The organism is Mycobacterium sp. (genome assembly GCF_036488105.1).
Taxonomy (GTDB): Bacteria; Actinomycetota; Actinomycetes; order Mycobacteriales; family Mycobacteriaceae; genus Mycobacterium.
Genome location: NZ_DASXHW010000365.1, coordinates 1 through 12,569, shown reverse-complemented (window position 1 = coordinate 12,569; position 12,569 = coordinate 1). Strand labels below are relative to the sequence as shown.

The 12,569-nt window shown below is 66.2% G+C and carries 13 protein-coding genes; all 13 read right to left on the bottom strand.

Going from position 1 to position 12,569, the window contains the following annotated elements; all coding sequences use genetic code 11:
• Positions 1-60: 60 nt before the first annotated feature.
• The 13 genes from hypE to VGH54_RS19160 are packed head-to-tail and all read right to left on the bottom strand — an operon-like array spanning position 61 to position 12,239.
• Positions 61-1,173, bottom strand: a complete 1,113-nt coding sequence (hypE, locus tag VGH54_RS19215) for a hydrogenase expression/formation protein HypE (RefSeq protein ID WP_331513665.1) — start codon at positions 1,171-1,173, stop codon at positions 61-63.
• Positions 1,170-1,835, bottom strand: coding sequence for an SIS domain-containing protein (locus tag VGH54_RS19210; protein WP_331513664.1), 666 nt, complete (start codon positions 1,833-1,835; stop codon positions 1,170-1,172). Before VGH54_RS19210 ends, hypE begins: the two co-directional genes overlap by 4 nt.
• Positions 1,835-2,578 carry a HypC/HybG/HupF family hydrogenase formation chaperone gene (locus VGH54_RS19205; RefSeq protein WP_331513663.1) on the bottom strand — a complete coding sequence of 248 codons (744 nt, stop codon included), beginning with the start codon at positions 2,576-2,578 and terminating at the stop codon, positions 1,835-1,837. The genes VGH54_RS19210 and VGH54_RS19205 overlap by 1 nt, the downstream gene beginning before the upstream one ends.
• Positions 2,575-4,911 carry a carbamoyltransferase HypF gene (gene hypF / locus VGH54_RS19200; protein ID WP_331513662.1) on the bottom strand — a complete coding sequence of 779 codons (2,337 nt, stop codon included), beginning with the start codon at positions 4,909-4,911 and terminating at the stop codon, positions 2,575-2,577. Before hypF ends, VGH54_RS19205 begins: the two co-directional genes overlap by 4 nt.
• A complete protein-coding gene (locus VGH54_RS19195) occupies positions 4,904-5,149 on the bottom strand; it encodes a HypC/HybG/HupF family hydrogenase formation chaperone (protein ID WP_331513661.1) in 246 nt (81 codons plus the stop codon). The genes hypF and VGH54_RS19195 overlap by 8 nt, the downstream gene beginning before the upstream one ends.
• Positions 5,150-5,152: 3 nt before the next feature.
• On the bottom strand, positions 5,153-5,647 hold the full coding sequence (locus tag VGH54_RS19190) for a hydrogenase maturation protease (protein WP_331513660.1): 495 nt from the start codon (positions 5,645-5,647) through the stop codon (positions 5,153-5,155).
• 23 nt (positions 5,648-5,670) lie between these two features.
• On the bottom strand, positions 5,671-5,790 hold the full coding sequence (locus VGH54_RS30060) for a DUF6893 family small protein (protein WP_414688749.1): 120 nt from the start codon (positions 5,788-5,790) through the stop codon (positions 5,671-5,673).
• A gap of 2 nt (positions 5,791-5,792) precedes the next feature.
• Positions 5,793-7,124, bottom strand: coding sequence for a hypothetical protein (locus VGH54_RS19185; protein ID WP_331513659.1), 1,332 nt, complete (start codon positions 7,122-7,124; stop codon positions 5,793-5,795).
• Positions 7,121-7,783, bottom strand: a complete 663-nt coding sequence (locus VGH54_RS19180; protein ID WP_331513658.1) for a DUF6084 family protein — start codon at positions 7,781-7,783, stop codon at positions 7,121-7,123. Before VGH54_RS19180 ends, VGH54_RS19185 begins: the two co-directional genes overlap by 4 nt.
• Positions 7,780-8,406 carry a DUF5947 family protein gene (locus VGH54_RS19175; RefSeq protein ID WP_331513657.1) on the bottom strand — a complete coding sequence of 209 codons (627 nt, stop codon included), beginning with the start codon at positions 8,404-8,406 and terminating at the stop codon, positions 7,780-7,782. Before VGH54_RS19175 ends, VGH54_RS19180 begins: the two co-directional genes overlap by 4 nt.
• A complete protein-coding gene (locus VGH54_RS19170) occupies positions 8,403-9,338 on the bottom strand; it encodes a NifU family protein (RefSeq protein ID WP_331513656.1) in 936 nt (311 codons plus the stop codon). Before VGH54_RS19170 ends, VGH54_RS19175 begins: the two co-directional genes overlap by 4 nt.
• A gap of 3 nt (positions 9,339-9,341) precedes the next feature.
• Positions 9,342-11,141 (bottom strand): nickel-dependent hydrogenase large subunit, encoded by a 1,800-nt coding sequence (locus tag VGH54_RS19165; protein ID WP_331513655.1) that lies wholly within the window; start codon positions 11,139-11,141, stop codon positions 9,342-9,344.
• 42 nt (positions 11,142-11,183) lie between these two features.
• Entirely contained in the window at positions 11,184-12,239 is a 1,056-nt protein-coding gene (locus tag VGH54_RS19160; protein ID WP_331513654.1) for a hydrogenase expression protein HypE, read from the bottom strand.
• Between the last annotated feature and the right edge of the window lie 330 nt (positions 12,240-12,569).

Here is a 12,569-nt window from a genome sequence, read left to right as displayed (position 1 = left end):
GGATCGGTGATCTCAACGATCCGACCCGGAATCCCAAGACACATACGCGGTCTCCTCCTCTTAACAGATCCGTGGCAGTGGGTCGCCGACGAGCATGTCGACGATCCGGGTGCCGCCGAACCCGGTTCGCAACACCACGCTTTCCGCCGGTTCGGTGACGATTTCCCCGACCTCGGCCGCATCGCCGCCCAGCGGATGCGAGCGCAGCGCGGCCAGCCCGGCCTCGGCCTCGTCGGGTGCGACGACGGCGACGAACTTTCCCTCGTTGGCGACGTAGAGCGGATCGATGCCAAGCAGCTCGCACGCGCCGTTCACCATGGGCCGCACGGGCAGTCGCTCTTCTTCGAGCAGCACCCCGAGGCCGCAGGCCTGAGCCAATTCGTTGCAGACGGTCCCGACCCCGCCCCGGGTGGCGTCCCGCAGCCAGCGGGTCGATGGCGCGGCCGTCATCAGCAGTTCCACCAGCGGGCTGACCGACGCGGTGTCGGAATGGATGTCGGCTTCGATGGCCAGGTCGCCCCGGGCCAGCATCACCGCCATGCCGTGATCGCCCATCGAGCCCGACAAGAGCACCTTGTCGCCGGCGCGTACCGACGCGGCTGAAAGTGTGCGCCCCGAAGGAATGACGCCGACCCCCGTTGTGGTGACGAACATGCCGTCGGCGGCACCCTTGGGCACCACCTTGGTATCCCCGGTGACGATCTGCACGCCCGCATTGGCCGCCGCGGCGGCCATGTCGGCGACGATCTCCTTCAGCTCGGCGATCGAAAAACCCTCCTCCAGCACGAACGCCGCCGAGATCCACGACGGCACCGCGCCGGACATCGCGACGTCGTTGCAGGTGCCGTGTACAGCGAGCTCGCCGATGGAGCCACCGGGAAAGCGCCTGGGCTGCACAACGAATGAATCGGTGGACATCGCCAGCCGCTCACCGCCGGGCAGCGTGATAACCGCACCGTCGCCGAGCGACTCCAGCAGGGGGTTGCGGAACGCCTCCATGAACACCGCGTCGACGAGCGCGGCCGAAGCTTTTCCGCCCGCCCCGTGCGCCAGGTTCACGTGGTCGTCGAGCAACCGGGGGCGGCGCCTGCGGAACACTTCGATCCGCTCGATCACCTCGCCCTCGGCGAACCGCGGCCCCGACGACAGGTACTCACCTGTTGGCTTGCTCATGCCGCCCCCAATCCTCGATCGTCGAACCGTCGCTGGGTGGCCGACCACAGCTGATAGCCCAGCAGCGCTTGCGACTCCTGAATTCGGTGCACGCTTTGCGAGCGAACGATGAAGCAGGCGTCCACATGTGGGTTGTCCGTGAAGGCGCCGCCGTCGTATCCGGCGAAACCGACTGTGTACAAACCACGTTGTCGCGCCTCGGCCAGCGCGGCCAGCAGGTTGGGCGAATTGCCACTGGTCGACATCGCGATCGCGATGTCACCGGCCTGTGCACGGGCGATCAACTGACGGGCGAACACCAGCTCGAACCCGACGTCGTTACCCAGGGCGGTCACAATCGCCTGATCGGCGGTCAACGACCAAGCGGGTAGCGGCTTTCCGGCCGGCGGGCGGGAGAACAACGCGGCCAAGGTGGTGGAATCGGTGCAGCTGCCGCCGTTTCCGAAGGTGAACATCCGTCCGCCGGCCGCGAAGCGGCGGGCCATCTGGGTAGCAGCCTGATCCAGCAGATCGGCGTTGTCTTCCAGTGTGGTGCGCCGCAGCGCCACACTCTCAGCGGCTTTTGCCTGCGCCGACGCGGCGAGATCGGCAAGCAGCGATTGTGGGTCGTCTTCCTGTGCATCGATGAACGGATACAGGAAGTTGGTGGGCTCTTCGTCCATCAGTGCCGCTCCTCTTCCTCGATGCGACTGATCGCGGTCCCGGCATGCACCAGGACCAGTTCGCCGGCGACAACCGGGTCGATCAGTGCCGTTGCCACGCTTTCGAGGCCGCGCGCGGTACGCACCGCGGCCATCCCGTCGGCCGACGGCGACACCACCTCGCCCATGCGTCCCTCGTCACTGCAGGTGACGCAAACTCCCCCGCGAGCGGGAGGTGACCCCAGTTCGGCACATTCGGGTTTCAGCAGTCCCGAGTGCTCGAAACACACGTGGGTGAGTTCCCACAGCAGGTGATAGAAGAGCACGAAGCCGCCCGTCGCTGGAACTCGCGGATCGGGGTCATCGAGCCACAGCACGTGATCGGCCGCTCCCGCCGTGGGTCGTTCACCGCTGCCGATCCAGATCGTGGTGGCGCCCCAGGCCGGGCCGCGGCGCATCACCGAACGCAGCTCTGGGTCAGCGGCGGCACCAACCCCGATCACGAGGTCACCGGGCCGAACCGACACCCGCACCAGATCGATCAGGTTCGGTCCGGTCAGGGCAACGGCCGGCAGCGCCCGCTTTCCCATGATCACTGGATGCACGAACTCGACCGCAATGTGCAGTGCATGCGGCTCCCACGATGGTGCGATGGACCACATCGTCGCGCCCGCCGCAAACCGCTTGGCCAGTGTGAAGGCGGCCGCGGCCAGATCGGCGGCCAGCTCGGCGCCGAGCCCGCGATCGATCGCGGTGGTCATCATCGCCGCTCAGCTTCTTCCAGCGCGGTCAGCACGGAGATCGCGGCCTGACCCAGCGCCAGCCCGCCGTCGTTGGGCGGCACCGTGTGATGGATCAGCACTTCGAATCCCGCCTGCTGCAAGCGTTGTCGGCACCCTCGCAGCAGCAACACATTCTGGAACACTCCGCCGGTCAGCCCCACCAACCGGATCGGTCCGGCGGCCTTTCGCACCGCCTCGGTGACGGCGACCGCGACCGCTTGGTGAAACTCGGCAGCCAGCACCGCCGGTTCCACGCCTGCGCGTAGGGCCGACACCATCGCCCGCAGCATGCCGGCGGGGTCGATCACCCCGTCGACGCGTACCGCCAGTGCGAACGCCGGTCCCGCCGTGTCGCCGATGGAATCGGCCAGCGCTTCGAGCTCGATGGCGGCCTGGCCTTCATAGTCGATCCGCTGCCGCACTCCCAGCAGGGATGCGACCGCGTCGAACAGCCGGCCCATGCTCGAGCAGGGCACACACCCGCTGCCGGATTCCAGTTGTGAACGCGTGAGCCGCAGTTCGGCCGGTGTCGCGGCAGCGATCGGGGGCAGATCCGGGGTCCAGTCGATACCGGCCATCCACAACTGAGACAGCGCCATCCGCCACGGATTGCGCACGGCCGCATCACCGCCCGGCAGTGGTACCGGCAGCAGGTGGCCGACCCGGGCGAACCGCTGACTGTCCGGCCCGAGCTTGAGAATCTCGCCGCCCCAGATCGTTTGATCGCAGCCGTAGCCCGTGCCGTCAAACGAAACACCGATCACGGGTTCACCGAGACGTCCGTGCTCGGCCAGCAGCGACACCACGTGCGCGTGGTGGTGCTGAATCAGATCCAGTGGTCGATCGCCGGCACGGCGCTCCGCCCAATTCCGGGTGTGATAGCCCGGGTGCAGGTCGGCGGCCAATCGCACCGGCTCGTGCCGGATTTCACTGAGTTGGCCCACCGCTCGTTCGAACGCCTGCAGGGTTTCCAAGGTCTCCATGTCTCCGATGTGTCCGGACAGGTATGCGCGTGCACCGTCGGTGAGGCAGAAGGTGTTCTTCAGTTCGCCGCCGACCGCCAGCACCGCTGGGCCGTCGCGGCCGAGGTCGACGGGCAGCGGCGCATAGCCGCGGGACCGACGGATCGGTAGTTCGCGATCGTCCACGACCCGAACCACTGAATCATCGCAGGGCACATGGATCGGCCGGTCGTGGTCGAGCACCGCGTCGCATAGTGGTGGGAGACGTTGCACGGCATCGTCTTCGGTGAAGCAGATGGGATCATCGGAGCGGTTGGCGCTGGTCAGCACCAAGGCTAGCGGTACCGGTGCATCGACACCCGGCACGGGCGCGAGCAGCAGGTGATGGATCGGCGAGTACGGCAGCATCAGCCCGACCAGTGGGCTGCCGGGCGCGACGGCCTCGGCGAGCGGCGCGTCGCGGCGACGCCGCAGCAGCACGATCGGCCGCGCCGGACTCGAAAGCACCGCGGCTTCAGTGTCGTCGACGTGTGCGTAGCGGCGTGCAATGCCGAGATCGGCCACCAGCATCGCGAACGGCTTGGCGCCCCGGGCTTTACGGGCCCGCAGCGCAACGACCGCTGCCTCGTCGTCGACCCGGCATGCCAGGTGATAGCCGCCGATGCCCTTGATCGCGACCACGGCGCCCGCGGCCAGCGCCCGCTGGGTGGCCCCCAGCGCGGCATCGGATCCGGCGACCCGCTCGCCGTGCGCGGCGAACCACAGCGACGGCCCGCAGTCCGGGCAGGCGATCGGCTGCGCGTGGAAGCGGCGGTCGGCCGGGTCGTGGTACTCGGCGGCGCAGCGCTCGCACATCGCGAACGCAGACATCGTGGTGGCCGGTCGGTCGTAGGGCAGGGCGCGGATGATGGTGAACCGCGGACCGCAGTTGGTGCACGTCACGAAGGGGTGCCGGTAACGACGGTCGCTCGGGTCGAACAACTCGGCGATGCAGTCGTCGCAGACGGCGATATCGGGCGGAATCGGGGTGGTGGCACCGGCGACCGTTTGGCTTTCCACGATACGGAACCCGGTGTCGCACAGCGTGTCAGCGTCGACGTCGACGACGTGAACAGCGCTGATCGATGCGAGCGGTGGCACCTCGGCGCGCAGCCGGCGACGGAATTCGTCAATGTGTGTGCCAGGTCCCTGCACTTCGAGGAAGACCGCGCCCGAATCATTGCCGACGAATCCGGTCAGCCCAAGATCGGTGGCGATCCGGTGGACGAACGGACGGAACCCCACCCCCTGAACCACACCGGTCACGGTGAACCGTTGCCGGACGCTATCGATGCGCGCCAGCGTGTCAGTCATCGTCGCGGCCCCGGCCCATCAGCTCCAGACCGGTCATCGCCTGCTCGGCGCCGGCCCGGTCGGTCTTCTCGACGACGAACCCCATGTGAATGATCACCCAGTCACCGGGTGCGAACGTCTCCTCAGGCAACATGCCGACATTGACGTTGCGCTGCTTTCCGGCGACGTCGACCAGTGCGAGTTGCCCCTCGTAACCATCCAGCATGCTGACCACTTGGCCCGGTATGCCCAGACACATCGGTCAGCCCTGCCCTTCCACCGACGCTGCCGGCGATCGAGTCCGCAGACCCGCGACGACTTCCTTGACGGCGTCGATGGCCCGTGGCACCGCGCCCGCGACGGCCTCGGTCAGACCAATGCCTTCGGCGACGCTCCCCACCTCGCAGCCGATGACGACCGTGTAGGGCGGTTGGCCGCCGAGTGCCTTCAGGCTGTCGAACACCGCCGCAGGATCCATGCTGTGGGTGTCCAGAGCGGCTGTGGCGGAGTGTGATTCATGGTCGGCCTCGAAGATGTGCAGAGCCCCCGGGCTGCCGCGATTGGGTACCGCGTCGACCAGGACCAGCGCATCCCAGTCGTCGAGCAGGTCGTAGGCCAAGTGCATCCCCCCGATGCCGTAGTCGACGGCCCGCACGCCCGAATCGTCCTGCCGGACTGGGACGTGCCGGACTACCTCGGAGCCGAACCCGTCGTCGCCGAGGAAGATGTTGCCGATGCCGGCCACCAGGATGCGCACTGGATTCGGACCGCTCGGTGACCCTACATATGCCGGATCTTGAGATACCGCCGGGCATCTGGGACAGATATCAGCCCTATCACGAGTCCGCCCAGAACAAACATCCCAAGGATGCCGATGAACACCCATCCTACGATCGCCATGTCTAATTCCTTTCGGTGGTGGTGGTGGTTTGGAGCGGTTCGACTTCGTCGGGGGAGAAGTACAGGTAGCGGCCGTACCAGTCGTGTAGGTCGGCGGCCGGATCGTCCTCGACGACGACACCGACGTGTTGGTTGCCGTCGACGTCTTCGTGCACGGTGGTGACGCGGGCCGTCCTGCCCGCGAAGAACAAGTCTTGTGCGTCGGCCCGACGCCCCGGATGCAGAATTACCCGACTGCCCCGCGCAACCCGGACACCGTTCACCAACACCGCGTCCAGGTCAGGCTGGACTGCGTTGTCGGCCAGCGGATCCCACCAATCCACGCCGTCAGGCACCTCCGGAATCAGGCCAACGGTCTCCCGCGGATCCCGCAGGGCTCCGTGCAGGCGCGCCATGGCTTCGGGCGACATGGAGTCACAGCTGTCGATGATCTGCGCGGCCAGCGGATCGGTAGCCCGGGCCTGTGCCTTCTCCTGGTCGGTCATCGTCATCACGCGCAACGTGAGGATCTCGTCGATCTCGGTGCAGTCGTAGAGCGCGGTCTCGCTCTGTTCGGCGACCTCGGGGTGGTCGTAGAGGATGATCGGTGAGATCAACAGCAGATCCCCGGCGCCGGGCGGGCCGGCCAGCACCGGGAAGCAGCGGTGCTGGCTGCAGCGAGACACCGCATCGGCGGCCGGCAGCGGCGGCTCGAGGAGCGAGACAAATTCGCCCCCAACGACTTCCGCGATGACGTGGGTGCCGATCAGGGAACGAGCTATCGCGTCGTCTTTGTCCACCGCAGGGGCACCGGTATTCGTGACCCGTACCGAAACCCGATGGAGCGCACCGTCCGGCTCGATGCCCACGGTCAAGGCGGCGCCCACCTCCCGGCGGGTCCGGACCAGCCGACCGCCCTCGACGGATTCGACGTCGGTGGCCGGAGCGGCGGTCAGCGACAGTGACCACGGCTGGGCCGGATCGTCAATCGCAAAGGGGCCGAACGACGTTTCACACTCGATCGCTTCGTCCCAGGTCAGCCACGAACCAGTTGGTGTGGTCAGCTCGTCGACGGGGTCGAAACGGCCACCACCGGCGTCGCGTTCGGCACGGCGGTGCTGCAGCTGCAGGAAGCGCACCACCAGGGTGATCGCCTGCGCTCCGTCGACGAGGAACTGCGCGGCGATGGTGTCGTCCTCGCCGATGCCGGCGTCGGCTGCGCTCGCAGGTCCCAAAACGCCCCACTGCCAACGCGATCGGTTCCTGCTCGAGGTCGCGCGGTACGGGTAGAGCAGGTAGCCCTCGTACAGGACGGCGTCGGCGACGGCCCGGGCCCGGTCCCAATCCGCGGTCATCGCGCCTCCTGGTGCGCTGCGCTGAGCAGCGTGGTGACCGCGTCCTCGATGCTCAACAGGCCGCGCGCCGACTTGTAGGCGGCCAACGCGGCTACCGCGTCCTGAGACAGCCGCACCCATCCGGTGTTCGGGTAGTGCAGCTGGATCAGTTCTCGCCACACCGTCACCGGCATGTCGTAGTGGTCCTCGCAGTCCCACGACACTTGCTGTACGGAGAAACCGCGCTGACCCGCCGTGAATACGGTCCCGCTGAAAAGGAATTGCAGTGGAACTGCGCCGTCGCGCAGCGCGTGCAGGTACTTGGCGGCCGCGATCTCGAAATCGTAGGTGCACTCCAGGGGCAGCGCGACCTCGCTGGTGCCCAGGAACGCCGGCACCATCGCCGTGCAATGCTGCCACAGGAAGGTGCGTTGGGTGGTGGCCCAGCGTTCCCGTGGCCCGAACAAATCCGTCAGCCCCGCCGCCTCGTCGTCGGAGTAGCCGCGTCGCAATGGCTCGATGCGGACCTGGCAGCGCAGCGCGATCGCGTGCACGGGCTCGTCGTCGGGCGCCGAAACGCTGACCCGCGCGGTCAATATCGGCACTGCCGCATACGGCTCGGGGACCACGTCGAGGACTGTGAATGCCAGGCCGCTCGCCTGGCCGGTGCGGCTGGTCATCGGCATTGCTCCGTACTGCGGCTGGCCAGCTGATCGAAAAACGCGTCGATGAATTCGCGCGCCTCTTGACCGCCGTCGAAGCCGCGCCACAACATCCGCAGCCCGCCGATGAACTCGTAGCAGGCGTCGATGGGAACCAGGTAGCAATCGGGCTGCTCGTCCTCGCGGACTCGCACCAGTAGCGCCTCGACGTCGTCGGCGAGCAGGCCTACCCGTGGATCGGCCGAGTTGATCGCGGTCCAGGCCTCGAGGTCGAGGTCGGATTCGGTTGCCCCCGCCGGTCCCGGGTAGAACGCGACGGTGCGATCCAGCGCCGAGTTGCGGAAGAAGAATGCCAGGCCGACCGGGATCTGTAGCAGTTCCCAGGTACGGCGATCAAGCGCGAAGTCGGGAAAAGACAGATACCGGTCGGGAACGGAGCGGTAGCGCAGCTGCGCGTGGCTGTCGCTGAACAGCAGATAGCAGCCACGGCACACGCACATCAGTTGTCGCCCAGCCACATTCACCACGTGTTGATGCTCTTCGGCGATGCTCTCTGAGCACATTTCACACCGCTCTCCGGCGGGTTGCGGTGCCTGCCGGTTGCTGGTGATTCGGCTTAGAACGTCGTACGGAGTGGTCATGCCGGCGCGCCCATCGGCTCGGCCGGTACCGCGATCGACAGCACTCCGTCGCGCAGCAGCAGCGGGATGGGATCGAGGTGGTGATCGGCGCCGTCGTCGAGGCCCAATCCGGCGTGCACGACGTCGAAATGCGCGCGGCAGCGCGGACATCGCAGCACGGGCTCGGCAGTCGTGGTCCGCCGGTGCAGCGCCGCACCGGCCAAGGATCCATCGCAGGCCGGGCAGTGGTCACGATAGGCGTACAGCTGGTCGCCGACCCGGCAGGCCAGCACCACGGCGCCGGCCACCGAAAAACCGCCGACCTCGCCGGGGGCCAGATCGGCCAGGTCCGGCGCCGGATGCCAGGCCGCCGAGGCGCCGCCGTCGGCGCGGGCCCTGGAATGGACCTGAGCCAGCAGTGATTCCGCCGGAATCACCGTCGTCGATTCGGCTGGCGCGGCTTCGGGCGCCACCACGTCAATCGACGAAACCTCCGGTGCAGCAGCACGAATCGCATCCTCGACGGCCAGCTCCAGCGTCACCGCCGACGACGGACAACTCTTACAGCTGCCGGCGAACTGAAGCTGCACGGAGTCGCCGACGATATCGAGCAGATGCACGTCGCCGCCGTGTGAGCCCAGATACGGTCGGACCCGGTCAAGCGCGTCGGCAACCCGCCGGCGCAGGTCGTGCGGGTGCAGGCCGTGGACGAGCAGCAGGCTGGCAACCAAGTCGTCGGCGGCCAAGCGGTCAACCGTGCCGCGGTCGGCGATTGTCGCCATGATCCGCGACAAGCCTGCGCCGTAGAGCTCGACTACCTCGCGAACCAGCTGCTCGGCGCGCTCACGCGCGACGGTGCCGCCGGCCGACGTCGCATCCAACAGCGTCTGGATCCGATCGCCCGCCGAGCGCCACTGCGCGTCCCCCTCCAACTCCTCGGGGCGATCAGCCATATATCACTCCCCGGTCGCTGCTTGCGTTGGTGAGTGCAGCCGCTCCAGTGTCTTGCCGTTGCCCAGGTACATGTGCACACCACAAGGCAGGCAGGGGTCGAAGCTGCGCACCGTGCGCATGATGTCGATGCCCTTGAAGTGCTCGCGGTCGTTCTCCTCGAAGATCGGCTGTCCTTGTACCGCGTCCTCGTAGGGGCCTGGCGTGCCAAAGCTGTCGCGTGGGTTGGCATTCCACGGGGTCGGCGGGTACGGGTGGTAGTTCGCGATCTTGCCGTCCCGGATCACCATGTGGTGGCTCAACACTCCGCGCACCGCTTCGGTGAACCCGCAGCCGATTCCCTCCTTGGGTACCTCGAACTTCTCCCAGGTCTTGGTGCGACCGGCCCGGATTTCGGCGAGTGCTTTTTCGGCGAAGTGCAACGCGCACGCCGCCGCGTAGGCCTGGAAATAGGTCCGCGCCCGGTCGCGCTCGATGGTGTTGGACCCGTGCTGGGGGATCTTCCACTCGAACTCGACCGGCCCCTTGAGTGCGGTCTTGGGCAGGTTGATCTGGACCGAATGGCCGGTGGACTTGACGTAGCCGATGTCGACCAGGCCGGCCAACGCGGTCGACCACAGCCGGGCCAATGGGCCGCCGCCGGTGTCCAGAGCCAGATGATCCTTGCCGTCGAACCAGCGCGGAGACATCACCCAGCTGTATTTGCCGCCGTCCATGTCCCGTTTCTGCGGGTGCGGGTTAGTGTGCTGGTTCCACGGATGGCGCCGGTCGACCGGATTACCCAGGGGGTCGGTCTTGACGAACATCTCCTGTTCATTCCAGTCGTCGTAATACGAGCTGCCCAACAGGATTCGGATACCCAGGTTGATGTCGACCAGCGAGTGCGTCACCAGCTTGCCGTCGACGACGACACCGGGCGTGACGAACATCGCGTTGCCCCAACGCTCCATGTCCTTGTACTCGAAGTTGCACACGTCGGGGTCCTGGAAGGAGCCCCAGCAGCCCAACAGCGTGCGACGCAGACCGACCATCTCGTATCCGGGGATCGCTTCGTAGAAGAAGTCGAACAAGTCGTCGTGCATCGGCACGACCTTCTTCATGAATTCCACATAGCGCATCAGCCGGCTCATGTAGTCGGTCATCAGCTGAATGGTTGCCACCGTGCCGACCCCGCCGGGATACAGCGTTGACGGGTGTACGTGGCGGCCTTCCATCAGGCAGAACATTTCTCGCGTGTATCGACTGACCTGGAGGGCCTCGCGGTAGAACTCACCGCTGAACGGGTTCAGCGAGCGCATGATGTCCGCGATCGTCTTGTAGCCGTGCGCGTCGGCGTGCGGTGCCGGGGTGTTCTCGGCCCTGGCCAGCACGCCCGGGTTGGTCTCGGAGACCATCTTTTCGCAGAAGTCCACGCCGACCAGGTTCTCCTGGAAGATGTTGTGGTCGAACATGTATTCCGCGGCCTCGCCCAGGTTGACGATCCACTCGCCCAGGTGCGGCGGCTTGACCCCGTAAGCCATGTTCTGGCAGTAGCAGGAACACGTGGCGTGGTTGTCACCACAGATGCCGCAGATGCGGCTGGTGATGAAGTGGGCGTCGCGAGGGTCCTTGCCTTTCATGAAGATCGAGTAGCCGCGGAAAATGGATGAGGTGCTGTGGCACTCGACCACCTCGCGGTTCTCGAAGTCGATCTTGGTGTAGATGCCGAGGCTGCCCACGATCCGGGTGATCGGATCCCAGGCCATTTCGACGAGTTGGCCGGGCTCGCGCTTCGCGTGGGACGGCTCGGGGATGATCGTTGTCATCGAAGTTTGCTCCCTATCTCTGCTGAGAAGTCGTGCCCCGCCCTACCAGGTGCGGTGTGCGCCTGTGGTGAGTTTGTCGCCCTTGTGTCGCCAGCGCGGTTCCTTGTCGAGCGTGCGGTTGGTGACGCCGCGCAGGCTGCGGATCACCGAGCCGTACAGGCCCGATGCCGTGGTGGATACCTTGCCGCCCGGGGGTTCGTCCATGAACGGCATGAACTTGTCCGGGAACCCGGGCATGGTGCACCCGATGCAGATTCCGCCGACGTTCGGGCAGCCACCTATGCCGTTGATCCAGCCTCTCTTGGGCACGTTGCATTTGACCACTGGACCCCAGCAGCCAAGCTTCACAATGCATTTCGGTGATCCATACTCGGTGGCGAAATCACCCTGCTCGTAATAGCCGGCCCGGTCGCAGCCCTCATGCACGGTGCTGCCGAAGAGCCATTGTGGGCGCAGTGCCTCATCAAGCGGGATCATCGGTGCCTGCCCGGTGGCCATGTAGAGCAGATAGGTCAGTGTCTCCGACAGGTTGTCCGGGTGGATCGGGCAGCCCGGAACGCAGACGATCGGGATCCCGGCCTTGCTCTTCCAATCCCAGCCGAGGTAGTCGGGCACGCCCATTGCACCGGTTGGGTTTCCGGCCATCGCGTGGATGCCGCCGTAGGTGGCGCAGGTCCCCACCGCGACTACCGCCGTCGCCTTCGGAGTGAGTCGGTCGAGCCACTCACTGGTGGTCATCGGCTGGCCGGTGGCCGGGTCGTTGCCGAACCCACACCAGTACCCCTCGTTCTTGATCGCCTCGTTGGGGATCGAACCTTCGACGACGAGCACGAACGGTTCGAGTTCACCGCGGTCGGCCTTGAAGAACCATTCGAGGAAGTCGTCGGCGCCACCGGTGGGGCCGCATTCGAAATCAATCAGTGGCCAGTGCACGGCGATCTTGGGCAGTCCGGGGAGCGCGCCCAGCGCGATCTCCTCGATACTGGGTTGGGTAGCGGCAGTCAGCGCCACCGAATCGCCGTCACAACTCAGACCCGCGTTGATCCATAGAACGTGGATCAATGTTTCTTCTGCTTTGACTGCTGCTTCCGTTGGCATATCGCAGCTTTCCGGGGCCCGGGCTAAGGTCCCTGACACCGCGGGAGTCGGCTATCGGCCCGCTTACGCGGCGCTATGTCCTGGGTTTACTCTCGCTGAACTGCCTTGTCAACGATGTTCTGGCAAATCCGGAGGGCCGGTACGGGTTTCCGGATTTGTGCCTGATTTCGTTAAGCGGGCGCGTACTGTTGGCGATTAATCGCCGTCCGGCACCATCGTTGATGCGTGTCGATCAGCAACATAGTGGCCTTCTTGCGAATCAGTTGCGTGTGTTGGTGTTCAGGCGGTTACGGTCCGCCATCCAGACGCGCTCTCGAGACGAAGCCGCGG

Bases quoted from the DNA above. Each gene is read 5' to 3' on its own strand.
- hypE (WP_331513665.1), bottom strand. From the start codon at position 1,173: ATGAGCAAGCCAACAGGTGAGTACCTGTCGTCGGGGCCGCGGTTCGCC.
- VGH54_RS19210 (WP_331513664.1), bottom strand. From the start codon at position 1,835: ATGGACGAAGAGCCCACCAACTTCCTGTATCCGTTCATCGATGCACAG.
- VGH54_RS19205 (WP_331513663.1), bottom strand. From the start codon at position 2,578: ATGATGACCACCGCGATCGATCGCGGGCTCGGCGCCGAGCTGGCCGCC.
- hypF (WP_331513662.1), bottom strand. From the start codon at position 4,911: ATGACTGACACGCTGGCGCGCATCGATAGCGTCCGGCAACGGTTCACC.
- VGH54_RS19195 (WP_331513661.1), bottom strand. From the start codon at position 5,149: ATGTGTCTGGGCATACCGGGCCAAGTGGTCAGCATGCTGGATGGTTAC.
- VGH54_RS30060 (WP_414688749.1), bottom strand. From the start codon at position 5,790: ATGGCGATCGTAGGATGGGTGTTCATCGGCATCCTTGGGATGTTTGTT.
- VGH54_RS19185 (WP_331513659.1), bottom strand. From the start codon at position 7,124: ATGACCGCGGATTGGGACCGGGCCCGGGCCGTCGCCGACGCCGTCCTG.
- VGH54_RS19180 (WP_331513658.1), bottom strand. From the start codon at position 7,783: ATGACCAGCCGCACCGGCCAGGCGAGCGGCCTGGCATTCACAGTCCTC.
- VGH54_RS19175 (WP_331513657.1), bottom strand. From the start codon at position 8,406: ATGACCACTCCGTACGACGTTCTAAGCCGAATCACCAGCAACCGGCAG.
- VGH54_RS19170 (WP_331513656.1), bottom strand. From the start codon at position 9,338: ATGGCTGATCGCCCCGAGGAGTTGGAGGGGGACGCGCAGTGGCGCTCG.
- VGH54_RS19165 (WP_331513655.1), bottom strand. From the start codon at position 11,141: ATGACAACGATCATCCCCGAGCCGTCCCACGCGAAGCGCGAGCCCGGC.
- VGH54_RS19160 (WP_331513654.1), bottom strand. From the start codon at position 12,239: ATGCCAACGGAAGCAGCAGTCAAAGCAGAAGAAACATTGATCCACGTT.